The sequence below is a fragment of the Izhakiella australiensis genome (genome assembly GCF_002006995.1).
GTDB classification, from domain to species: Bacteria; Pseudomonadota; Gammaproteobacteria; order Enterobacterales; family Enterobacteriaceae; genus Izhakiella; species Izhakiella australiensis.
The window spans coordinates 1-22,063 of record NZ_MRUL01000018.1 but is presented as its reverse complement, the minus strand read 5'-3'; the positions used below and the strand labels follow the sequence as shown (position 1 = coordinate 22,063).

Genomic DNA, 22,063 nt, shown 5'->3' with positions numbered 1-22,063 from the left:
AGTAACAGGCAGTGGAGAATCTATCATGAAGCGTTATCTATCGGTTTTTTTTTGCCTTACCGCATTATTTACCGGGTTGTTTTCTGCCATAAATGCGAGTGCTGCATTAAACGGTGAGGCGATAGCGAAAGTTTTTCAAAGCCAATATCAGAACACGGTGACCGAATGCAGCGGTGCAGCTGCAGCGCCATGGTGTTCAGGATTGGTCGCCATGGGCAACAGCAGCCTTTACAGCCAGCAGGGCGTGCGGGCATTTTATTTTCGTCAGGACCTTCGGGATCCACTGGAATTTCTTAGTCTCGGCGACGGCGGTGCATTAGTTGTTGCCCTGGAGAAAGAGGGGACGCCCTCGCCGGTAACGCCGGCGTGTGCATCACCCGGGCAGGTTGACCTGAGTGAACGCTCAGCATATGGCTGCAGGCCAACAGGGCAGGATAGCCACCGGGATGACACTGACCCAAGTTCCTGTGTCAGTACACAAACCGTGGATTCATGGCTGAGCCAGTGGAAGCAGCATCGCAACAGCGCCTGTAGTTTTAGCGCTTACCACGGCGCTTCTTTTAAACTGGCAATGGACGTTAATAAAAAAACCGGCGAGTTATTTTATCTCTTCCTGCGTCCGATTGATGACAGCGCTTTTCCCCAGGCCAGCAATATGGCGTTAGTTTATCCGGCTGGTGATAGCACAAAGCTGGGTCAGGTGCAGAAAGCGCGCGTCGGTTTGTTCCGGCATTTCCATCTCACCGTGCCGATCCTGGCATTCGACCATGATAAAAAGACCTTTGTCTATCAGGTAAACGATAACCCACCGGTTAAATTAAACACGCCTGAGGATATCGTAAATAGCCTGAACGAGCGTTTTCGCTCTCAGGTTGCTGCCTGCCAGGGTAATAAACCTGCGCTTTATTGCAGCGGCATCATTATGCACGCTGCGAATAACGATCAATTTTTTCCCTGGGATTATCCTCCCCGGCGCAACAATGCCGGCATTTCATTCTTCTATTATCGCTCCGATGCGGTAGGAAATGATTTCCACGTTAGCTGGGCCGGTCCGTGGGGAATGATATTTAAAACGGTCGAACAACAAAACATTGATCGGCAGAACGTAGATATTGCCTGTCTTTATCCCAGCGATGTTGATACCAATTTGGGAATTGGTGACCAAATTCCTGTATTTAACAAGGCTGCGGCACTGTGCCAGCCTAATCCTAATCGTAATCCGGGCGATATTGCTAGATATTATAAACCGGAGATGCAGCCTGGCAGCGATCCCAGTTCCTGCCGCTATTCCATCCGTATGACTCAACGCGTTAACGATGTTACTACGGCATCTGCTGATGCGCTTTTTGCCGCCTGGCGTGATACGCAGCGGGACAACATTGATGGTCACTATCGCTGTTCATTCAGTACCAAAAACGCCAATGAATTTCTTGCTGCTATAAAAGCCAGTACGCTGCATTACTACCTGAACTGGAATGAACTGATGATTCGCTCTTATCCGAATCAAACGCCGGCTGAGGTCGCCAAACTGCCAATTGAAGCTTTCTTTTATCAGCGTGGAAATTCCCCGGATCCGGCCATCAGATGGCAGAAAAAATATAGCACCCTTACCGGCGTTGCCAGTGAGGATCTGCCGCCGGTAGTGGAAGTGAATTTTGATAAAAACTCTAACGGTAATGCGCCATTCAAACTCTATCACCCATGACAGGGAGGTTGTTTTTCGTACTTGTCAGATTGCTGGCAAGCGACAAACAACCTTTACTAAGCGCCTCAGTAAAAGAAGGACACTAAAGAATGAACGTAATACCTGAAGAGAAACTGACCCGGCCGAATCTGTTGGCTATGATGGTCTCTGTTGCTATTGGCAGCGCCGGCTTTTACAGCCTGCCCGCAGTTAGCGCAGTTCTTAGCGGCGATCAGGTGATTGACGGGAGTGTCGATCATTCTCAAGACACCTATCTGGGTTCCGGGATTCTACGGATAGACAATGGCGGTAAGCTTGGCATGGCGCCGGATACTGATACATCTGTCGGGCTTACCGGCCAGGGGCAGGCGATTGTTAATGGCACCGTTGGCGCTATTTTCGATATGCAGGATAGCTCGCGTTTATCTGTCGGAACCGATCCGACACATCGTGCCAGTATGCAGTATCTTCTGCTGGAAGGCTCGAGCAATGCGGTTATTGATAATGCCACTATTTCTTCTGCCGGCGGGGGAAATGGCGCCAGCGCGCTGTCGCTTCACGATAACAGCACTGCGACGGTCACGCAAAATGCGCTTATCTCCGGCAAGGGATTTAGCACGGTTGGCCGGCTAAGCGGCGTTACGATTGATCAGACTTCTCATCTGGTGGTTAACGGTGCAACGATTGAAGGTTCCCGCGTTGGCGTTGTAACGGTTAGACAGTCTCAACTGGACACGACAAACGCACGCATTCAGTCGGAATATATAGGTCTGTATGTTAATGATGGTTCGCGAGCCAATGTTAACGGTGGTCAAATCGTCTCTACCGGAGAAGGGCAAAACGACCCGCTGGTTGATGACGTAACCAATGCAGCCTTGCAGGTATCTACCAATGTTAATCACACGCCGGGTAGCCATCCGGTTGCAACGATTAATGGGGCGCAAATTAGCGCGCAGGGCAGTAACAGCGCTGCGGTGCTCGCAAGGGGAAATACTGAGGTTAACCTCATTAATTCCAATATCTCCGGTGGAAAATACGGTATTTATGCTGCAACCTCCGACGAAGCTACTTCGCTGGGAAATATCCTGTCGCTAACCAACAGCCAGATAAGTAGCACCGCCGAAGTAATGCATGTCGCTGCAAACGGCAAAGCGGCCATTAAGCTATTAAACAGTCAGGTTAGCAGCAGTAATGGCACTGCATTAGTGACCGATAGCGGCAGTACCACCAGCGTTAATATTGATGGCAGCAATATCCGTGGCGACGTGATTAACAACGGCGGCAATACGCAGCTGGCGCTAAATAACGGTGCTGTCTGGAGTGGCCGCGCGCAAAATGTCAGTTCGGTTTCTCTGGCTTCCGGCACCAGCTGGAACTCAACCGGCTCATCGGTGGTGGCTGGCGATCTGAACAACGCCGGTACCGTGGTGCTTTCAGAGGGTAATAACGCCACGCGCGGTAGCTTAACGGTTAACAATTATACCGGCCAGGATGGCACCCTGGTGTTTAACAGCGTGCTGGCGGGCGATGACAGCCCGACGGATAAGCTGATTATCCAGGGTAACAGCGCAGGTACCAGCAAGGTGGCTGTCAACAACCTGGGGGGGAAAGGCGCTCAGACGCAGAACGGCATTCCGTTAATTCAGGTTAACGGTAGCGGGAACGGCAATTTCCAGCAGCAAGGACGTATTGTCGCCGGTGCTTATGACTACAATCTGCAGCACAGCGCGGATAACAAACAGTGGTATCTGGCCAGCGAGCTGCAAAGGTCTCCCTATGACCTCGTGATAAGCCATACGCCGCTGTACCGCCCGGAAGCGGGTAGCTATATTGCCAACCAGGCGGCGGCTAACACCATGTTTATTACTCGCCTGCGCGATCGCATGGGTGAAAGCCGCTATACCAACCCCGTTACCGGACAGACAGAGATGACTACCCTGTGGCTGCGTCAGGTGGGAAGCCATAACACGTTCAATTCAGGGCCGGGTAATCAGTTGAAAACCCAGAGCAATACCTACGTGGCGCAGTTGGGTGGCGAACTGGCGAGCGGCAGCACCGACGGTCGTGATAGCTGGCACCTGGGCGTGATGGGCGGATACGGCGAAAGCCACAACAATACCATCGCGAAAACCACAGGTTATAAAGCGAAGGGATCGGTAACCGGCTACAGCGTCGGCGCCTACGCAACCTGGCTGGCGAACGACATCGATCAGACCGGGCCTTATGTTGATACCTGGCTGCAGTACGGCTGGTTTAATAACCATGTCAATGGCGATCAGCTTTCCAGCGAAAGTTATAAATCCAGCGGCTTTACCGCCTCAATGGAAACCGGCTATACCTTTAACCTGGGCCATTCTGGTGGCGGAGAGAACCCAACTTATTACTACATCGAGCCTAATATTCAGGGCGTATGGATGGATGTAAGACGGGATGATCTTCAGGAGTATAACGGTACCCGTACACAGGGCGCCGATGAGGGTAATCTGCAGACTCGCGTCGGTACGCGTTTCTTTATCAAAGGGCACAATAAAATCGACAATGGTAAGGAGCGCAGCTTCCAGCCGTTTGTCGAGCTGAACTGGATCCACAACACCAAACAGTTCGCAGTCAATATGGATGGCGTGAATATCTCGCAGAACGGCGCGAAAGATATCGGCGAACTTAAAGCGGGCGTTGAAGGGCAGATCAGCAAATCCGTGCAGCTTTGGGGTAACGTTGGTCAGCAAATGGGTGATAAAGGTTATAGCAATACCACCGCGATGCTGGGCATTAAGTACAGTTTCCGCTAAGCACCATAAATATACTGGGTACGTCAGTACCCAGTATGTCCTCATAAAATCTGTAACGCCTGCAAATTTGCTTCAAAGGATGGGAGCATTTTCCCTTTCGCATGTTTGTAACCGTGCTATGTAAATCAATTCTTAACCGGGTTTAAAAATGAAGTCTTATACTTTTCTGTTTCTTGCTGCGTGTTCAATCGTCATGACTGGGTGTAATGATAATAATGGTTTCACCCCGATTAATCAGGGGGAGTCTCTGGACATCGGCCCGGAATGTAGAATGGGAATGTGTACCTGGACAAAGATTAAATCAATTGATGTTTCATCTGTGGATAAAGATACTGTTTCTGTAAAAGTGAAAAACTTTTATTTTTCAGCGGCAGAGGAAAACGTTAAGCCTACCGTGTGGCATGACGGAGCTGAATCCCTCCTGACATGTTCAAAAACGAAACCCGCTTATGACGGCATAGACCTGGATATTAAGCGCGGCCAGCCGACATCCGGCGCAGAGCTATCGGCGGTACAAACCTATTTTGCCGTATGTCATTCATTTAAAGGCGATGTCGAAAAGGCGAAGGTAAAATTCGACTATTAAAAATAATGGCGGCCGTCTCTGCTTTATCATGTCGTAAAATAATTATCATTTAATATGAAGGCTCGCCGCTGTCGGCGAGCCTTTTCTCTATGCCACCAATTTTTTATTTATTAAGATGGATAGCTCATGCTTGGCGTTACTATTCGTTAATAATGGTGGGAATAGCGTTGAAATGACAATTTGCCTACTCCCTTTCTGTGCTCTTGTTGTGTTAGTGCTTCAGGGTGAAACTATTTTTTTGGGGACGGGGAAGGCATGTTGTCTGTAGATTCATGATTGCTTTTTTGAGCGGATGCCATGATAGATTTGGCTGCATCCACGATAGACGCCGGATTTTTTATTTCTTTTTCAGATTTATCAGTAAAATTTTTCATATCTCCAGCCAGAAAATCTACTAGTTCAAAGACATCCTGTGCTTGCGGCGATGTCTCGCGAACTATTTTTGGATCCTGCATTTTGGCTTTCGACTCATTTTTCCACGGATCGTGAGGCCCGGTACATATATCATCATCAGGCTTTTTGGGGATGTAATCAGCCAGGGTACTCGTTGTCGATTTTACTGCGTCGGCAGAGCTTCGGGATAGGTTGAATATACTGTCAAATAGCATAATATTGCTTCCTTATCATTACCGCGTTGTGGTCAGAATTTGTGTGGTCGGACTGTACCCAGGGTTTGAGTTTGATCTACCGTAATAGGCTTGCTATCAAAAATAATGTGTTCCACATTGAGCGTTGATACCGTCTCGGCTATCCCTTGGGGACGGAAAGTCTTTCCTTTTTCAATCAGACCAAGAGAGTCTATTCCTCGGGAGACCACCGTGGCAGGAGAGGATGAAACCGGCTGCGGATTATCCGGTTCAGTGCTTTGCGGCACTAAAATAACCGGCTTATCGTAATGCAGAGCAACGTACCCTCCAAATGTGATCGGAAGTTCATAAGTATATTGCTTAACTTGTCGACGCTGTGTCGCCATTGTTTCTACCCGATTACCTGGAGGTAGGGTACCTGAGACCGTAGAACTTGAGCCCCACGAGGTTGTTAGCGTTCCGCTAACGGACCCTGTGATATTAAGCATTAACTGCGCAGATAATTCACCCGTTCCGGAAGCGGTTCCTCTCCCGCTATATGTCTCTTTACTTGTTTCCTGGTCAGTTTTGCTGTTTGAGGTTTGCTCCCGTTTCTCGGAGCCCATTTGATCTTTATGATTATGGTTGATATCCGTACCAGATTTTGATTGTTTTTCACTTTCCGCGAAACTTTGTTCCAGACGCTTTTCCAGCTGCGATTGTAATTCCCCGCTAATATGGCCCTCAAACGTTAATTGAGAAGTGCCTTCCAAAGACCAGCTAATTGTATTTTCGATGGTAAATGTTATTGTGTCCGAAAATTGATGCTCACCCAGCGCCGCTCGGTTCTCATAAGCTCGCGTAGACAAGACGTCTGCTTGCGGTTGGATAATCTCGGTGCGTTCCTCGACTAACGCGGCGCCAATCTCCAGGTAGGCCATCCAGCCTAAATTTGCTGCGGTAGGTCCTGAATACTTGCCAAATATTTTTTCGTTAATCGATAGGCCATCTGGCCAGCGGGATTTTGAAGGATCTTGAGCGACAATTGCCTTGAGCGCATCTGGCTTTGAGGCCAAAATCTTATTGATTACGTCCTCGGTTATTCCCAGTTCTAATAGGTTTTGCGGCGTCAGCAAACGACGCTTGGCAGAATCTATATCGTAGGTTTGGATTTTTGTCATTTTCTTATCCTTATTTAACGTATTAAGATAGCTTATAAAATAACGATGTCAGATTGGTTGGTTCCGATTCTTAAGCGTTTATGAAAAGGATCTGTTTCTCTATGATTTTTCTGTGGCATGAAAAGAGCAATCGCGAAAAATATCTATTTTATAAAACTGGGGGATAGTGCAATGGAGTGTTTAATGCTGATTTTTCTAAAAATCAAAGAGATAAATCAGAGATAGCATGAATTTTTTTGCTAATGATATGACTATCATCTGTGGCCAGATAGAGATTCTTAGCTTTTATCATGGAATCCTCTTAATATATTGTTGGCCCGCGGCGTTAATCCGGCAGTTTCAGGCGCTATTAGCAAGTATCTTGAAACCAGTCTGTAGCAAGATTATTACAGGTTCTGCTATGAAATTATTCTCAATGCATTAAGTAAGTATGATAAAAAGTGGTTTATACATTATTCCTCATAACATAATGAAATTAACTTCGTTTGTTGACCTTGTTAACTTAATTATCCATCAATAAAATATCATTTTTGTATGCTTAATTAATTATAAACAAGCTAATCATTTAATAAAGCATTAATTATGTTAAGTGTGTTCAGGAAATGCGAATAATCTTGCGGTCTGCAAGCAAAAGGTACCCGTCAGAAAAACAAGATTGATTAGACTTCCGCGTTTGTGCCTTTAGCGGCGTTATTTCATCCCTGCGAGCGCCTTTGGCATCAGATCATTTAAGTCGCATGCTATGGTAAACTAAGCTACTTTTTATCGTCGACGTGACATATTCATGCAGATACCGCTGACGCGCACCACGCGTGACATGAAGCGCCACAACGTGCTGGAAATTATCGAAACGCTGCGCAGATTGGGCTCTGCGACCAAGGCGGAGCTGGCGGCGCATACCGGTCTGAGCATCGCCACCTGCGGCAGCGTCCTGAACGCGCTTTGCGCCCGTCAGGACGTCATGACCCTGACGCTGGAAGCCTCCCGCGGCGGTCGCCCGGCACTGCGCTACGCCTGTAATCCCGACTGCTACTCCCTGCTGTGCATTTATGCCGAAGGCAGCGATGCCGGCGCCAGCATCGTGCGCGCTTTGTTCTCGGCGACCGGCGAGCTGCTGGTCGAAGACAAAACGGACTTCCTGCCGCTGCGACCGGAAACGTTTTACGCCAGCGTTGCGTCAGCCCTTGAGCGCTGGCCGAATATCCGCGCCATCGGCGTCGGTTTGCCGGGGGTAGTCGCTGACGGCGCGGTGCTGACCTGTGATATTTCCTCTTTTATCGGCGTTGAAATTGAGCAGAGGCTGCGCCAGCAAACGGGCTGCTATGTTCGCGCAGACAATGATATGAACTTTGCGGCCTGGGGATTGTACCGCCGCCATTGCCCGCCAGGCTCCGATCCGGTGGCGTTTATTAATTTTCCCGGCGATGTATGCACCGGCTGCGGCCTGGTCGTCAATGGTCAGCTGTTGCAGGGCGCCAGCTATTTTGCCGGCGAGGTGGATAAACTGCCTAATCCGGTTTATCCGCAAATCCCGGTAGCTGAAAACCTGGCTGACATTCTCACCGCGCTGATAGCGATTATTAATCCTGCCACGGTGGCGCTGACCGGCGGCGCACTGACGCAAGAGGCGATAGAAGCTGCCCGGGTGCTGTGCGCGCAGCGCATTGCGCAGCGCCATCTGCCAACGCTGGTCCATCGTGCCAGCATGCATAAAGATTATCTGTGCGGTATTGCCGAGCTGACGCAACACAGTTTCAGCATGCAGCGTTTGCAAGATGATTAATTTTTGTTGCTTCTCTTGAACCTTGCCCGCCAGGGATGATAATTTCTACTTATTAAAAGTGTTTTAAAAAGTGATTCACCTGTTTTGAGAGAGGGTCCGGTGAGTAAAGTAATCTCTGGCGAAAGAACGATATCCGGCGCGCTGGCGACGCGCGCCGTGTTTTTTATTACCGGTACGGCGATCGGCCTGTGGGCGGCGCTGGTGCCCTTTGCCCAGCAGCGGACGGGGGCAGAGGCTAATCAGCTTGGTGCGCTGCTGCTGTGTCTCGGCGCCGGCTCGCTGGTTTCTATGTCCGGCTCCGGGCCGCTTATCGGACGCTTTGGCTGCCGGGCGGTCATTCTTGCTGCCACGTTGCTCTACTGTCTGCTGCTGCCGGTGCTGGCAACGGCGGACGAGCTGTGGCTGCTCGGCCTCGCGCTGTTTGTTTTCGGCATGGGCATCGGGCTGACGGACGTGGCGATGAACGTACAGGGGGCGATCGTCGAACAGATGTCGGGTAAGCCCCTGATGTCAGGATTTCACTGCCTGTGGAGCATTGGTGGTATTGCCGGTTCAGCCGGCGGCGCGCTTTTGTTCCGCTTCGGCCTCTCAACGCTTACCAGCACCGTGCTGGCAATTATTATTACCGCGCTGGTGCTGCTGCTGGTGTCGCCTGGGCTGCTAAGGTTTGGCAACCATGAAAGCAGCGCGGCGGAAAAGTCTGCCGGCCGCTTTCGTCCGGGGTTCACCCTGATTTTGCTGGCGCTGATGACCATGCTTTCCTTTATGGCCGAAGGCGCGGTTATCGACTGGAGCGGCATCTTTATGACCACCGAACGTGGCCTTGACGTACGCAATGCCGGCTGGAGTTTCGCGGTATTCTCGATTGCGATGTCCGTGCTGCGCCTGACCGGTGATGCTGTCGTGAAGCGTCTGGGACGCAAAACGGTCCTGGTCGGCGGCGGGCTGCTGGCGATGGCCGGCTATCTGTTAGTCGTGCTGGCACCCGACTGGCTGCTGTCGCTGGGTGGTTTTGCGCTTATCGGCATCGGTGCCGCCAATATCGTACCGATACTGGTTACTCTGGCCGGACAGGAAAAAGGTATGCCGGTTAACATGTCGGTTGCCGTAGTGACCACGCTTGGCTATTTCGGCGTGCTCGGTGGGCCGGCCCTGCTGGGCTGGGTGGCGCACTACACCAATCTGTATACTGCCTTCACGCTGCTGTCGGCGGGTTTTGCGATGATTGCCGTTGCCGCCTTAAAGCTGCGCTACCCGACGAATTAAAAAGCTTGACACTGTGGGTAAAAAAGTTAAGTTTAAATATTATGGTTATCATATTTAAACTCGACCTATGTCTGTAAAACAACCTTTGTCCAAAAAAGCGATTACCCATCAGCGCATTCTGGACGTCGCGGCCAGCCAGCTGAGCCGCGATGGGCTGGACCGGGTTTCAGTCGCTAAAGTCATGAAAGCCTGTGGACTTACTCACGGCGGCTTTTACGCCCATTTCCCCGACCGGGACAGGCTGATAGCAGAAGCGCTGAGCCATGCGCTGGAAAAGGCAGGCGAGCGGCAGGATCGGCAGGTAACCACGCTGACGCGATCGGGCATGGCACCGCTCGAGGCATTTATTACCGGCTATCTCTCGCTGCGACACCTTGCCGCGATGGACAGCGGCGAGGGTTGTATCATTGCCGCACAGTGCGCCACCTTCATACATTTTCCGCCTGAAGCGATGGGTATTGCCGCTGGTAGCGTTAAAAATTTTCAGCGTCATTTACGCGCGTTAAGCCAGTACCGGTTGAGCGAAAAGCAGGCGTTTCAGCTACATAGCACTCTGACCGGCGCGCTGTTACTGGCGAGAGCGTTAAATGACAGAAACGATGCCGATGAATATCTGCAGCAAACGGCCAGTGAGCTGATTGCTGCTTACGTTCACGGCTAATTTTTTTACAATTAAATATGATGGTTATCATATAAAGGTGAAGCGATGAAACTCAAAGATGCCGTGGTATTTGTGACCGGCGCAAACCGGGGGCTTGGCCGTCAGTTCGCGCTGCGTGCGTTGGAGCTGGGCGCAAAGAAGGTCTATGCCGCCGCCCGCGATCCGCAGCGGATTGCTATTCCTGGCGTGATCCCGGTACGGCTGGATGTCACCCGGCCTGAGGACATTGCCGCCGCTGCTGCGCAGTGTCATGACGCGACCTTGCTGATTAATAACGCCGGCATCGCCGACTCGCGCCCGCTGCTCTCAATGGAGGCTGAAGCCGCGCTCACGGCGGAAATGGAGGTTAATCTGTTTGGTCCACTGCGCGTTAGCCGGGCATTTGCACCGGTGCTTGGCGCCAACGGCGGCGGGGCGATCATCAATGTGCTGTCGGTCGCCAGCTGGATCAACAGCCCTATTCTGGCAACTTACGGTATCAGCAAAGCGGCGGCATGGTCGCTGACTAACGGCCTGCGTCAGGCGCTGCTTGAGCAGAAAACCCAGGTACTTGCCTTGCACGTTGGCTTTATTGATACCGATCTGACGCGTCAGCTGGAGGTGCCCAAAGCGGCACCGCTGGATGTGGTTAACGCGACTTTTCAGGGGCTGGAGCAAGGTGCCAGCGAAGTGCTGGCCGATGAGATAACCCGGCGGGTACACGATGGCTTTTCCGCCCACCCTGAAGTTTACCTGCAGGCGATTAGCCGTTAACCGTGTTCCGACCTTTTGACTAACGGTAGATCATGGCGCTGGTTTTATCGACGCCATGATTCATTGCCGGTTTTCTCAGGGTAATAACATAGTAACGGTAGTGATGACTGGCGGCGTAATCGCAAATTTGCTGCTCGGCAAACATGCCGTTAAAGGTGACCGTCGTGACGAAGCGCAGCCCTTTTGTTTGCCAGGGGAGCACTTCAACCGGCGTACCAACATAAGGGGGCGGCGCTGCTGGTGGATGCAGCTGCTGGCATCCGGCTGACAGCAACGCCAACGCCAGAGAGGTAATATAGCGGCGTTTCAGGTTTAGTTTCATGGCAGGTGTTCTCCTTTACTGAATGCATAGCGTCCCTGACGGCGAACGGTGCGCTCGCTGTCCATTCCTGACCCGGGCCTCAGACCCGGGATTAGTCAGCCTCGTTAATGAGGCGAAGCGTGATATTGCGTTGCGCAAGTTGGGTCTGATATTCCTCGCCGATACCATCATCGGTAATAACGCGCTGTAGATGGCTGCCGCCGCTGGCAATAGCGTAGGGATGTATCTGGCCAAATTTGCTGGAATCGGTCAGTGCCCAGGTTTCAACGCCTTTGGCGAGCACCGCGTTAACGACATCACAGCGCAGCATGTTTCTTCCGGTAAAACCGGTATCCGCATGCCAGCCATCAATGCCGATAAAGGCTTTCTGGAAATGCACCTGCCCGATACCGCTGCGGGTGAGCGGGCCGACCACTGACTCGCTGCTTTTTTGATAAAGACCGCCGAGAACAATGACTTCACAGGCGGCCTCTTTCAGCAGGCCGGCGATATAATGGCTGACGGTAACGATGGTGATATCGCCATTTTGCGCAAGGCTTCTGGCAAGCAGGGCGTTGGCGCTACCGCCTTCGATAAATACCGACTCGCCGTTGCTAACTAACGACGCTGCATAGGCGGCGAGGCGCTGTTTTAGCGGAAAGCGGGTTTTCATGCGCACGCCAACGTCATCGCCTGCGGTGGCGATGGCTGCACCGTGTATCCGCTTCAGATAACTGCCTTTTTCCAGAACGTTTAAATCCTGACGCACGGTCACTTCGGAAACGCCGGCCAGCTGTGACAACTCGGCGACGCTGATGGTACCGCGTTGATTGACCAGCTCGACTATTTGTAGTTGCCTTGCATTCATTAAACGTCTCGTTATTTGTACCTGTCGCCCGATTCTAGCAACTTTCAACGTTAGCGCATATTGCCTTGCCAGGATGCACGGGCGAGGTGTTCATCTTTTAAAACGCAAGGATCATGGTTCGATTCCCAGAGCCCGGCGGCCGTTTTCATTCAGGTCGTCCGGCTGAAAGCGATCCGACCAGTTCTGCTCGTAATGTTCCGGTGGGAAGTCGGTGGGTGATTCACCTTTGTTGAAAGCCTGACGAACCTTTTCGGCATAGGCCAGATTTTTTTGGCAGGCCGGTGCGGCGGGAATGTACATCACGTTGCTCCAGCCCTGCTGGTTTTCTACCGGGGCAACCGAGTGGATTACGTCACAGTGCCACCAGACGGAATCCCCGGCCTGCAGCGGTGGAATGGAGCACAGGCCGTTGATCAGATGTGGATGCCATTTTTCTGATACTGGCAGTACCCGCCCCGGTGCGACACCGCACAACTCGTCTTCTGGCACGTCATCCAGCAGCGGACGTAGCAGAATATAAGCCATAGCTTCCGGCACTGGCACTACCTGTAACATGCCCTGACCGGCATACATATCCGACAGCGCTGTCCATCCCTGGAAGGTACGGAACGCCGAGCATTTTGTGGTGTTGGCGACGTCATATTCATGTATTTCCGGCCTGTGGGCGGCGTCCCAGGGATCGTACTCATCAAAGCGGTTAGTGAAAATGTTATGAAAGACCTGTTGCCAGGCTGGCAGCAGCCAGCGTTCAAGCGCGCCTGAATCGGTATGGGCACCAAGCCCTTTCGATGTGGTGCCAGGCAAGCGGCGGCGGATTCTGTCGGGGTAAATGATGTTGACGTCCGGATCGAACCAGCGATTGTCGCCATCTTTATACTTCCACAGGCGGTTAAGAAACGATTGCACTACGTTTATCTGCCGGCTTTGCCTTGCCGCCATTTGTGCCTGAGACCAGTAGATGGGATAGATTTCTGGCCTGGAGGCTTCCAGCGAGCCGAAAAAATTATCGCCGGGGCCGCGATACACTTCATCGAAATTGTTGTTGTCCAGATAGTTAAGCATCGATTTGTCCATCGCCAAGGCGTCATCGTGCTGAAACGTCTGGCGCACCACCAGGCAGCCGCGCCGTTTTATGTGCGTAATCTGCTGTGCGCTTAGTTCTGATTCAGCCAGCGTTTGCCAGTCAACAATCGGCCATGCGCTACCACTGGCGGCTTCTTCTTTGCGCGCTGCTGCAATTTCGTCGTCGATTTTGGCGCATACCTGGCGGAATAAGCCCGCTACATCGCCAATCTGCGCGCGCAGCTCGCGCTTCATATTTACGATATTTTTCTTGTAGTCTGCCGGTAAAACCGTCGAGGTGAAGGTATTCATAGCGAGCTCCATTAGTGTTTTTTCTTCAAATGAAATTGATTAACTTTCATTCGAAAGTGTTTGCTCGATGAATGTAGCAATAATGTTGCCTGCTATCGCTGGCGAAGATCACAAAACCGGTGGTCTGATAGCCGGGCTGAGCATGCTTCATTGCTGTCAGCCTCACCCCCGGTTCACAGAAGGCCCGGCTGCTTTTCGCACCGGCACGAGCACATCCGTGTGGCCTGACGCGCGGCCATCCCTGGCCGCGAGTCTGCTGAAATCAGCCGGGCCTTCTCCTCCCTTGTAAACGTCTTCATCGCTGTGAGTAAAAAGATAAAACCCGGTCTGTGCCGGACAGAGTACTGGCAACATAGCCTTCGCCAGCCAGCCAGCCAGCCAGCCAGCCAGCCAGCCAGCCAGCCAGCCAGCTAGGCCGTTTCCACGTTGCTGCAAACCTGCGTTGCCTGGCTTTTCTGCGCCGGGTGATCGCTGATACTACCGACGCTAATGGCATTTTGATCGGTGTGGCATAAATAGAAATTACGGTTTTCTGGGCAGCAGACAGGAGTATTAAAGGGAATTATGGATATTAATTTTTATAATCAGGGATCTCAGAGAGATTTTTTTAATCCAATAAAGCGTGTATTTTAGCAAGCAGGTATTCTGAGGCTCAGCGTAGCCTGTTCTGGCTGCTAACCTGGCAGTCAACAAGGGAATGTCATCAAGGTTAACAATGGCCGATCACATCATCGCTGATACTACGACGCAAATAGCATTTTTATCGGCGTGGCATAAATAAAAAATACGGTTTTCTGGGCAGTAGACAGGAATATTAAAGGGAATTATGGGTATTAATTTTTATAATCAGGGAACTCAGGGATATTTTCTTTTTAATCCAATAAAGCGTGTATTTCAGCAAGGAGGTATTTTAGGGCTCAGCGCAGCCTGTTCTGGCTGCTAACCTGGCAGTCAACAAGGGAATGCCATCAAGGTTAACAATGGCGATCACATCATCGCTGATACTACCGACGCCAATGGTATTTTGTCTGGCGTGGCATAAATAGAAATTACGGTTTTCTGAACAGCAGACCGCAGTATTAAAGGGAATTATGGATATTAATTTTTATAATCAGGGATCTCAGGGATATTTTCTTTTTAATCCAATAAAGCGTGTATTTAAGCAAGCCGGTATTCTGGGGCTCAGCGCAGTCTGTTTTCTACAGCCTGTTCTGGCTGCTGACCTGGGCAGTCAACAAGGAAATGCCATCAAGGTTAACAATGGCGATCACATCATCGCTGATGCTACCGACGCCAATGGTATTTTGTATGGCGTGCTGAATCCTTATTTTAATACCGGAACAGTGGATCTGGGTAATGACGTCACGGTGACCGCCGCTGCCCCGACAGGTAACGTACGAGGCGTACTTATTCTCAGTGATGAAAGCAAATTAACGGCTAATCGTCTCGCAGTTAACGCTGAGGGTGAAGGGGCTGTTGGCCTGTTGTTATCTGGAGATAAGGTACAGGCTGACTTGGGGAGCGGCAGCCAGATTAAGGTGACAGGAACCGGTGAGTCGTATTTAGGACGAGCGGCCGGCATTCAACTCCGTACAGGGTCCACATTACGTGCCGATCGCCTCTCGATAGAGACACAGGGTGAAAATGGTATAGGCCTGAAGATAGATGACTACGGCAGTCAGGCTAATTTGGGCAGCGGCAGTACGATTAAAACGAACGGGCGCATCAGCTATGGCGTTTATGTGGCGGGACTCAACGGTAACAGCGCCTACGGTCCGGCAGTTTTTACGTCCGATCGGTTAACCATTGATACTCAGGGAAACAGTGCTTATGGCATGAATATCCAGGAAAACTCCATCGTCGATTTGGGCCAGGGCAGCCAGATAACAACGGACGGTGAATATGCATTTGGCATCTGGAGCTCTGGCGATGTCAGCGCCGATGCATTGACTGTATTCACCCGGGGTAAAGGTTCCCACGGGATTGAAATTCTGGAAGGAACCGCCCGTATCGGTGCCGGGAGTCACGTCGGCTCAGAATTGGCAGGTGCCCTGGTTGCCAATACGGGGTCGTCGGGTGCCGGTAATCCTTTGACTAACGTCACCCTTAACTATTTCGGCACGCAGGATAATCGCAATAGCCTCTTTTCCGGGGGAGCATGGGGGGCTTTGGCCAGAGGGAAAGGCGCCAACATCAACCTCAAAAACACCGATATTACCGTCGACAGCCAGGGGAAATTATCGACCGCGCTATGGGCACAGAGTTCAGCCATGATTGCCGGTGAGAATATTACGGTCAATGGCGCGCAGGGCACTCGAGGTATTTATGCCGAGACGGGAAGTCAGGTCGACCTGACCGGCACGCTTGCGATAGTCATGGCCGACGTCAGGCAGACCGCTATCGCGACCGAACACAGAGAGGGATCTGCGGTAAGCCGCATTAATGCCAGCGGAAAGATGGTGATAAACGGTGGTATTGAGTCAAAAGGGGGGCTTATCAATATCGATATGGCCTCAGGCTCGGTGTGGACAGGAAACGCCTTTAGCGACAATGTTAATGGCGGCGCACTAAATCTCTCGATGAATAACAGCCGGTGGAATGTAGTGAGCGCTTCTAACCTGGACAATCTGGCGCTTAACAACAGTACCGTTGATTTTTCGAGCGCCGCGCTGACTGATGATTATTATACTCTACAGGTGGGTACACTCAGTGGGGCGGGTACTTTTGTTTTACGTACCGATATCGTCGGTGAAGGTAACGGCGTTAATAACGCCGGTGACAAACTGGTGGTGACAGGAGCCAGTTCAGGAAACCATTTATTAACGGTGCTCAATCGCGGCGACCTCAATACAACCGGACATGAAGTCCTGACAGTGGTTGAAACTGCAGACGGTAAAGCACGTGGCACACGGTTTACCGCGACCTCTCAGGTCGAGCTGGGAGGTTATCTCTATGATGTGCGGCAGAATGGTAACAACTGGGAGCTTTACTCCGCAGGAAGCGCGCCGGACCCAACACCCACACCGCCAATAACGCCGGTGGCAGATGCGGGGGGCAACTTCCTCAATGTTGGCTATCTGCTCAATTTCGCCGAAACCCAGACGTTAATGCAGCGTATGGGCGATTTACGTCAAAGCAGCGAGCAGGGTAATGCCTGGATAAGAGGGTTTAGTGGTCGATTCGACTCATTTGCTAGTGGAAAACTCAGTGGTTTTAATCTCGATTACAGCGGCACCCAATTCGGTTTTGATAAGCGCATCACCCCGGAAATTCCATTCTATGTCGGGACTTTTTTAGGCTTAACCCAAGGGTCGCCCGGTTATCGCAGCGGCAATGGTACCGTTCAGTCGCATCATATGGGCCTTTATACGACCTGGATGGGTAGAAGCGGTTTCTATGTGGATGGCGTGGCTAAAGTCTCCTGGCTGAAAAATAGCTTCAGTGTTCACGACAGCCAGGAGAATCGAGTCTCAGGCCAGGGTAAAACTTCCGGAGTCGGCTTCTCTCTGGAAATGGGACAGAAGTTTGCCCTCAGCAACCGCCTGTACATTGAACCTCAGGCGCAGCTTAGTTATGCCCATCAGAATGCTGCCAGGTTTAAAGCCAGCAACGGCCTTAACATTAATCTGAGCCGCTATGAGTCAATGATTGGCCGTAGCAGTGTGCTGTTTGGCTATGAAGCTGAAATGGACAGCAGTAAAATCAATGCGTACCTGAAGACCGGATTGATAAGAGAGTTTAAGGGTAATACCGCTTATACACTTAACAACGCTCGTGAAGCACATAGCTTTAAAGGCAACGCATGGAGCAATGGTTTGGGGGTAAGTGCCAGCCTGAACAATACGCATACGCTTTACCTTGAAGCTGACAGTATTACGGGTAAGCGCTTCAACCAGCGGCAGATCAATGGAGGCTATCGCTTCAGCTTCTAACGCAGTTCGGTAGAAAAAGTAAATCGGGCGAGGGTAAACCAGCGCCCGGTTTTTTACCAGGAGCAACAGCAACCTGCTGCGATCTTAAACCCACATCATCTGCAAATAAAAAGGCGTAGTGCTCCCCAGAGGCTAATAACAGAGCTAACAGGCTAAGAGCCTCTCCCAAAAGGCGTTATCGTATAATGCATCACGATAATTTCTGAGGGCAAAGTATGGCAGGCGAACGGAATACCTACTGGAGGTGAATGCCGCTACTTACCTCACCCTGCCATCCACTGTGCCAGCTTGTTAAGCATTGCCATACAGCGCTGAATTTGTTCAGCGCTGACGTATTCATCGGCCTTGTGCCCCTGCTCCATGCTGCCCGGTCCGCAAATAAGCGTCGCGACGCCAGCCTGATCAAACAGACCGCCTTCGGTACCAAACGCCACGGTTGAAAATGCATCGTTCTCTGACCACTGCGCCAGCCAGCCGGCAAACTCCGACTGTGGATCGGTTAATAAACCCGGATACTGACTGAGCTGGCGGAAACGGATATCGCTGTGCGCCGCTTTCGTGCGCATTGCGCTTAGCAGCTCGTGGTCAACATATTGCGTCAGCTCAGCCAGGGTTGTATCCAGTTCGACATCCGGCAGATGGCGAATTTCAAAATCAAACTGGCAGTGCTCAGGCACGATATTCAGCGCCGTACCGCCGTTGATCACCCCGACCTGCAGAGTACTGTACGGCGGGTCAAAGCGGGGATCCTGGGTTTCAGCCAGCCGCTCGCCCAGCGCGCCGAGCTTGCTGATAACCCTGGCGGCGTACTCAATCGCGTTCACTCCCTGCGGCGCATAGGCTGAATGACAAGCATGGCCGTGGATATCGCAGCGCATCGCCAGTTTGCCCTTGTGGCCGTATACCGGGCGCATCTCCGTCGGCTCCCCGATGATGCACAGTGAAGGCTTAAACGCGGAGGTCTTCAGGTGGTCGACCAGGCTGCGAACGCCCAGGCAACCCACCTCTTCATCATAAGAAAACGCAAGATGCAGCGGCTGGTTTAGCGGGCGCGCCAGAAATTCAGGCATCGATGCCAGCACGCAGGCAATAAAACCTTTCATATCCGCGCTGCCCCGACCGTAATAGCGTCCGTTTTTATGGGTTAGCTGGAAAGGGGCAACCGTCCACTGTTGCCCGTCTACCGGCACCACGTCGGTATGGCCGGAAAGCATCACGCCGCCGCTGCGCGCCGGGCCTGAGTGAGCATACAGGTTGGCTTTTTTACCCTCCGCATCGTAAAACCGCCGGGTGCTGATACCGAGATCCTGCAGATAGCTATCAAGGTAGTCAATCAGCGCCAGATTGGATTCTCGGCTGGTGGTATCAAACGCCAGCAGCGTTGCCAGAATCGATTCGACGCGCTCACTCATCGCCGGGTACGCCATAGCCCGGCGCCTCACGCGGGTCCAGCGCGCGCACCAGATAGGCCTGCATTTGCGGCTCCCAGGCCTGCCACAGGGTTTCCAGTTCGCCGATGGGATCGGTTTCGCTCCAGTCGATGCGCAGATCCACCACCGGCCAGGAATAATCATCGACCACCTTGACCGCCGCTGAGTGAACCGGCCCCGCCTCGCCGCCCGCCTGTAACCCGGCTTGCAGCGCCGCGACCAGTCTGGCTGCCAGCTCGCCTTCACTTCGCTCAAACGTTGCCACCATGGCGCTTACCACTTCGCGACTGGCCAGCATATTGCCGGCGGCGATGCAGTCCCGTCCTTCGGCTACGTGGTGGGTGCCCAGCGTTTTTTCACCGCTGAACGACGCGGTTCTGCCGCTGGCATCGATCACCGTCACCTGGCGATACTGACTAAAATTATCCTCGGCCAACGCCTTGCACAGCGCGGCCTCCGGCAACGAGCCACCCTCCAGATGCGCAAGGGTAATCTGACCGAGAGCGGGCAGGGTGATATTCTGGCTGGACACGGCGCCGACGCCGGCCAGCAGCCAGGGACAGCGTGAACCGACGGCGATGCTTGATGAGCTTAGCGCTATGCCGAGCTGGCCGGTTTCAGCGCAGCGGGCTGTCACGGAAAAAGTCATTCCGCCTCCTTATTTATTCAGTTCGTCAGGGATAACCGCAATGACATCAATTTCCATCAGCCACTGTGGCTGCGCCAGCGCTGAGACGACCAGTCCGGTGGAGATGGGAAACACCCCTTTAAGCCATTTGCCAACTTCGCGGTATACCGGCTCGCGGTAGCGCGGGTCGATAATGTAAGTGGTGGTTTTCACAATATGCGATAAATCGCTGCCCGCCTCTTCCAGCAGCTGCTTGACGTTCTTCATCGCCTGTTCGGCCTGGGCCTGCGGGTCGCCCAGCCCAACCAGATTACCGTCAAAATCGGTTCCCACCTGCCCGCGGACGTAAACGGTATTGCCAGCCCGTACTGCCTGGCATAAATCGTTATCCAGTGTCTGATTGGGGTAAGTGACTTTAGTGTTAAACATGCGAATGCGGGTATGGGTTGGCATCGGTTTAGTCCTGTTATTCACGTTTACTGATTATCTGCGGCGGGCGTAAGTTAGCGCTCGCTGGCATCTTTGTACTGGCTGTATTTACGCTGGGTCGCAATGTGGTCGGCGATGTGTTTCGCGTCATGCCATACCCCCCAGATAAAGGTCGAGCCACGGCGGGATAACCACGGCAGGCCTAAAAAGTAGATGCCTGGTTCGCTGGATACACCGCGCTGATGCTGCGGCCGGCCGCGCTCGTCAAAAGCGTTGACGTTAAGCCAGCTGTAATCTACCGCGTAGCCAGTGGCCCAGATAATGGCGGTGATGCCAGCCTCGTTAAGATCCAGTGACAACAGCGGATCGATCATGCATTCCGGGTCCGGCAGGAAGCTGCGCGCCTCTGGCTCCTCCGGCAGGTTCAGGCCGTTTGCCTTGATGTACTGGTCGGCAGCATCAAGCAGCGACAGATAGTTTTCATCACCCCGGCGGATATTGTCCCTCAGGTCTGGCTGAAAGGTCACCTGGCCGGCGCTAAAGTCTTTTGTCAGGCCAACCAGCGTAATGCCCTGACGGGCGAGGGCGCGAAAATCCACGGTATGCCCGCCGCGCGCGCCGCTGACGGCGATGGTGACATGCTCTTTGCCCGGCGCGCTGGCAGGCGCATCCCACAGCCCCAGCACCCCCAGCCACCAGCAAAAATCGCGATTACGGTAAGCGCGCGGCGGCCTGTCGTGCGGTCCGACAGACAGATAAACCTGGCGTCCGGCGCGCTGCAATTCGTCGGCAATCTGCACGCCGGAAGAGCCGGCGCCGACCACCAGCACCGCGCCCTGCGGCAGCTGCTGTGGGTTAAAATACTGCGCTGAATGGATCTGATGGATGCGCTCATTCTGCGGCGCAATCGGCGGGATCACCGGCTTCTGGAAGGGGCCGGTTGCCGCAACCACCTGCTGAGCATTGAACACGCCAATGGTGGTTTCTACGGTAAACCCCGGACGACCGACATTGCGCACCACGCTTTTAACTTCAACGCCGGTGCGCACCGGCGCGGCGAATTTTTCTGCGTAGGCTTCAAAATAGTGGGCGATTTCATCTTTCGGCACGAAGCTGTCAGGATCCCGACCGGGAAACGCCAGTCCGGGAAAGCGGTCGTGCCATGCCGGGCCGTTGGCGACCAGTGAATCCCAGCGCCCGGTGCGCCATGCTTCGGCAATGCGGCTTTTTTCCAGAACAAGATGCGCAATACCTTGCTTCGTCAGGTGCTCGCTCATCGCGATACCCGCCTGTCCGGCCCCGACCACCAGGGTATCGATTTCGGTTATTTCTGTTGTCATGTCTGCATCCTTCGAATGATATTCGGCGACGGACCAGCAAGCACGTCGTAGAACGCAGGTTATTAAATGGTTAACAGCAGGTAAAATATTATAAAACGAGCATCTAAGCATAAAATCCTGAGGATGACCGACGCGTCTCCCCTGCGGCTGCATAGCGACGGCCATCCAACGTCTGGCGCGCGGATGGCGTGTTGCCGTGCCGGCGCGTCAGTCTCCGCTCTCAGCCGTCGGAAATAGTTCGGCGGTGCGGCAGTAGGCCATAAAGAGTTTGCTCGGCTTGGTGGGTTCGCTGCTGCGCAGATGGGCCATAACCAGCGCAGAATTTGCCATCTCATCCTTGATCGCCACGCACTTTACCTGCTGGCTATTAGACGTCAACTACTCAGGCCGGTACGCGTCAACTATTCTGGCCGCCTTTCAGTTACTTCTTAACTGACTGCTGGGTTACTGCTTTCGACGTTTTCTTTCTGTAGCTTTCTCCTGTTACCTCGA

18 protein-coding genes are annotated in these 22,063 nt (G+C 52.6%); 8 read left to right on the top strand and 10 right to left on the bottom strand.

Annotated features, from left to right (window positions below):
• Window positions 1-211: 211 nt before the first annotated feature.
• The 3 genes from BTJ39_RS19365 to BTJ39_RS19355 all read left to right on the top strand — a co-directional run bounded on the left by BTJ39_RS19365 (window position 212) and on the right by BTJ39_RS19355 (window position 5,059).
• A complete protein-coding gene (locus BTJ39_RS19365) occupies window positions 212-1,705 on the top strand; it encodes a hypothetical protein (RefSeq protein ID WP_078004363.1) in 1,494 nt (497 codons plus the stop codon).
• A gap of 89 nt (window positions 1,706-1,794) precedes the next feature.
• Window positions 1,795-4,473 (top strand): autotransporter outer membrane beta-barrel domain-containing protein, encoded by a 2,679-nt coding sequence (locus tag BTJ39_RS19360; RefSeq protein ID WP_078004362.1) that lies wholly within the window; start codon window positions 1,795-1,797, stop codon window positions 4,471-4,473.
• 148 nt (window positions 4,474-4,621) lie between these two features.
• Complete coding sequence (locus tag BTJ39_RS19355; protein ID WP_139356386.1) at window positions 4,622-5,059, top strand: hypothetical protein; 438 nt, start codon at window positions 4,622-4,624, stop codon at window positions 5,057-5,059.
• A gap of 230 nt (window positions 5,060-5,289) precedes the next feature.
• Here BTJ39_RS19355 and BTJ39_RS19350 read toward each other — a convergent pair whose 3' ends face one another.
• A complete protein-coding gene (locus BTJ39_RS19350; protein ID WP_078004360.1) occupies window positions 5,290-5,667 on the bottom strand; it encodes a hypothetical protein in 378 nt (125 codons plus the stop codon).
• 32 nt (window positions 5,668-5,699) lie between these two features.
• The gene (locus tag BTJ39_RS19345; protein WP_078004359.1) at window positions 5,700-6,806 is read right to left on the bottom strand and encodes a hypothetical protein; all 1,107 of its coding nucleotides are present in this window, start codon (window positions 6,804-6,806) and stop codon (window positions 5,700-5,702) included.
• A 784-nt stretch (window positions 6,807-7,590) separates the two neighbouring features.
• Between BTJ39_RS19345 and BTJ39_RS19335 the strand changes: the two genes are divergently transcribed.
• The 4 genes from BTJ39_RS19335 (at window position 7,591) to BTJ39_RS19320 (ending at window position 11,269) form a co-directional block, all read left to right on the top strand.
• Window positions 7,591-8,589 (top strand): ROK family transcriptional regulator, encoded by a 999-nt coding sequence (locus BTJ39_RS19335; RefSeq protein ID WP_078004357.1) that lies wholly within the window; start codon window positions 7,591-7,593, stop codon window positions 8,587-8,589.
• A 99-nt stretch (window positions 8,590-8,688) separates the two neighbouring features.
• Complete coding sequence (locus BTJ39_RS19330) at window positions 8,689-9,855, top strand: MFS transporter (RefSeq protein ID WP_241825949.1); 1,167 nt, start codon at window positions 8,689-8,691, stop codon at window positions 9,853-9,855.
• 85 nt (window positions 9,856-9,940) lie between these two features.
• Window positions 9,941-10,516 (top strand): TetR/AcrR family transcriptional regulator, encoded by a 576-nt coding sequence (locus BTJ39_RS19325; RefSeq protein WP_176110382.1) that lies wholly within the window; start codon window positions 9,941-9,943, stop codon window positions 10,514-10,516.
• Window positions 10,517-10,561: 45 nt separating this feature from the next.
• Entirely contained in the window at window positions 10,562-11,269 is a 708-nt protein-coding gene (locus tag BTJ39_RS19320; protein WP_078004355.1) for an SDR family oxidoreductase, read from the top strand.
• 19 nt (window positions 11,270-11,288) lie between these two features.
• Here the strand turns inward: BTJ39_RS19320 and BTJ39_RS19315 are convergent, their stop codons facing one another.
• The 3 genes from BTJ39_RS19315 to BTJ39_RS19305 form a co-directional block, all read right to left on the bottom strand.
• Entirely contained in the window at window positions 11,289-11,591 is a 303-nt protein-coding gene (locus tag BTJ39_RS19315; RefSeq protein WP_078004354.1) for a YdgH/BhsA/McbA family protein, read from the bottom strand.
• 91 nt (window positions 11,592-11,682) lie between these two features.
• On the bottom strand, window positions 11,683-12,438 hold the full coding sequence (locus tag BTJ39_RS19310) for a DeoR/GlpR family DNA-binding transcription regulator (protein ID WP_078004353.1): 756 nt from the start codon (window positions 12,436-12,438) through the stop codon (window positions 11,683-11,685).
• A 111-nt stretch (window positions 12,439-12,549) separates the two neighbouring features.
• Window positions 12,550-13,812: a YbiU family protein gene (locus tag BTJ39_RS19305; protein WP_078004352.1), complete on the bottom strand. Its 1,263-nt coding sequence runs from the start codon at window positions 13,810-13,812 to the stop codon at window positions 12,550-12,552.
• A 1,091-nt stretch (window positions 13,813-14,903) separates the two neighbouring features.
• Between BTJ39_RS19305 and BTJ39_RS19295 the strand changes: the two genes are divergently transcribed.
• Window positions 14,904-17,744 (top strand): autotransporter outer membrane beta-barrel domain-containing protein, encoded by a 2,841-nt coding sequence (locus tag BTJ39_RS19295; RefSeq protein ID WP_078004350.1) that lies wholly within the window; start codon window positions 14,904-14,906, stop codon window positions 17,742-17,744.
• A gap of 263 nt (window positions 17,745-18,007) precedes the next feature.
• Here the strand turns inward: BTJ39_RS19295 and argE are convergent, their stop codons facing one another.
• The 5 genes from argE to BTJ39_RS19270 form a co-directional block, all read right to left on the bottom strand.
• Window positions 18,008-19,156: an acetylornithine deacetylase gene (gene argE, locus BTJ39_RS19290; protein WP_078004407.1), complete on the bottom strand. Its 1,149-nt coding sequence runs from the start codon at window positions 19,154-19,156 to the stop codon at window positions 18,008-18,010.
• On the bottom strand, window positions 19,149-19,823 hold the full coding sequence (locus tag BTJ39_RS19285; protein ID WP_078004349.1) for a DUF1028 domain-containing protein: 675 nt from the start codon (window positions 19,821-19,823) through the stop codon (window positions 19,149-19,151). Before BTJ39_RS19285 ends, argE begins: the two co-directional genes overlap by 8 nt.
• Before the next feature lie 9 nt (window positions 19,824-19,832).
• Window positions 19,833-20,255 (bottom strand): RidA family protein, encoded by a 423-nt coding sequence (locus tag BTJ39_RS19280; protein WP_078004348.1) that lies wholly within the window; start codon window positions 20,253-20,255, stop codon window positions 19,833-19,835.
• A gap of 50 nt (window positions 20,256-20,305) precedes the next feature.
• Entirely contained in the window at window positions 20,306-21,571 is a 1,266-nt protein-coding gene (locus BTJ39_RS19275; RefSeq protein ID WP_078004347.1) for a flavin-containing monooxygenase, read from the bottom strand.
• 207 nt (window positions 21,572-21,778) lie between these two features.
• Window positions 21,779-21,919, bottom strand: a complete 141-nt coding sequence (locus BTJ39_RS19270; protein ID WP_241825948.1) for a hypothetical protein — start codon at window positions 21,917-21,919, stop codon at window positions 21,779-21,781.
• Window positions 21,920-22,063: the final 144 nt, after the last annotated feature.

What these genes read in the sequence shown, in the direction of transcription:
- BTJ39_RS19335 (WP_078004357.1), top strand. Translation starts at nt 7,591, where the DNA reads ATGCAGATACCGCTGACGCGCACCACGCGTGACATGAAGCGCCACAAC.
- BTJ39_RS19295 (WP_078004350.1), top strand. Translation starts at nt 14,904, where the DNA reads ATGGATATTAATTTTTATAATCAGGGATCTCAGGGATATTTTCTTTTT.
- BTJ39_RS19310 (WP_078004353.1), bottom strand. Translation starts at nt 12,438, where the DNA reads ATGAATGCAAGGCAACTACAAATAGTCGAGCTGGTCAATCAACGCGGT.
- BTJ39_RS19360 (WP_078004362.1), top strand. Translation starts at nt 1,795, where the DNA reads ATGAACGTAATACCTGAAGAGAAACTGACCCGGCCGAATCTGTTGGCT.
- BTJ39_RS19315 (WP_078004354.1), bottom strand. Translation starts at nt 11,591, where the DNA reads ATGAAACTAAACCTGAAACGCCGCTATATTACCTCTCTGGCGTTGGCG.
- BTJ39_RS19280 (WP_078004348.1), bottom strand. Translation starts at nt 20,255, where the DNA reads ATGCCAACCCATACCCGCATTCGCATGTTTAACACTAAAGTCACTTAC.
- BTJ39_RS19365 (WP_078004363.1), top strand. Translation starts at nt 212, where the DNA reads ATGGGCAACAGCAGCCTTTACAGCCAGCAGGGCGTGCGGGCATTTTAT.
- BTJ39_RS19320 (WP_078004355.1), top strand. Translation starts at nt 10,562, where the DNA reads ATGAAACTCAAAGATGCCGTGGTATTTGTGACCGGCGCAAACCGGGGG.
- BTJ39_RS19285 (WP_078004349.1), bottom strand. Translation starts at nt 19,823, where the DNA reads ATGACTTTTTCCGTGACAGCCCGCTGCGCTGAAACCGGCCAGCTCGGC.
- BTJ39_RS19305 (WP_078004352.1), bottom strand. Translation starts at nt 13,812, where the DNA reads ATGAATACCTTCACCTCGACGGTTTTACCGGCAGACTACAAGAAAAAT.
- BTJ39_RS19355 (WP_139356386.1), top strand. Translation starts at nt 4,622, where the DNA reads ATGAAGTCTTATACTTTTCTGTTTCTTGCTGCGTGTTCAATCGTCATG.
- BTJ39_RS19350 (WP_078004360.1), bottom strand. Translation starts at nt 5,667, where the DNA reads ATGCTATTTGACAGTATATTCAACCTATCCCGAAGCTCTGCCGACGCA.
- BTJ39_RS19275 (WP_078004347.1), bottom strand. Translation starts at nt 21,571, where the DNA reads ATGACAACAGAAATAACCGAAATCGATACCCTGGTGGTCGGGGCCGGA.
- BTJ39_RS19345 (WP_078004359.1), bottom strand. Translation starts at nt 6,806, where the DNA reads ATGACAAAAATCCAAACCTACGATATAGATTCTGCCAAGCGTCGTTTG.
- argE (WP_078004407.1), bottom strand. Translation starts at nt 19,156, where the DNA reads ATGAGTGAGCGCGTCGAATCGATTCTGGCAACGCTGCTGGCGTTTGAT.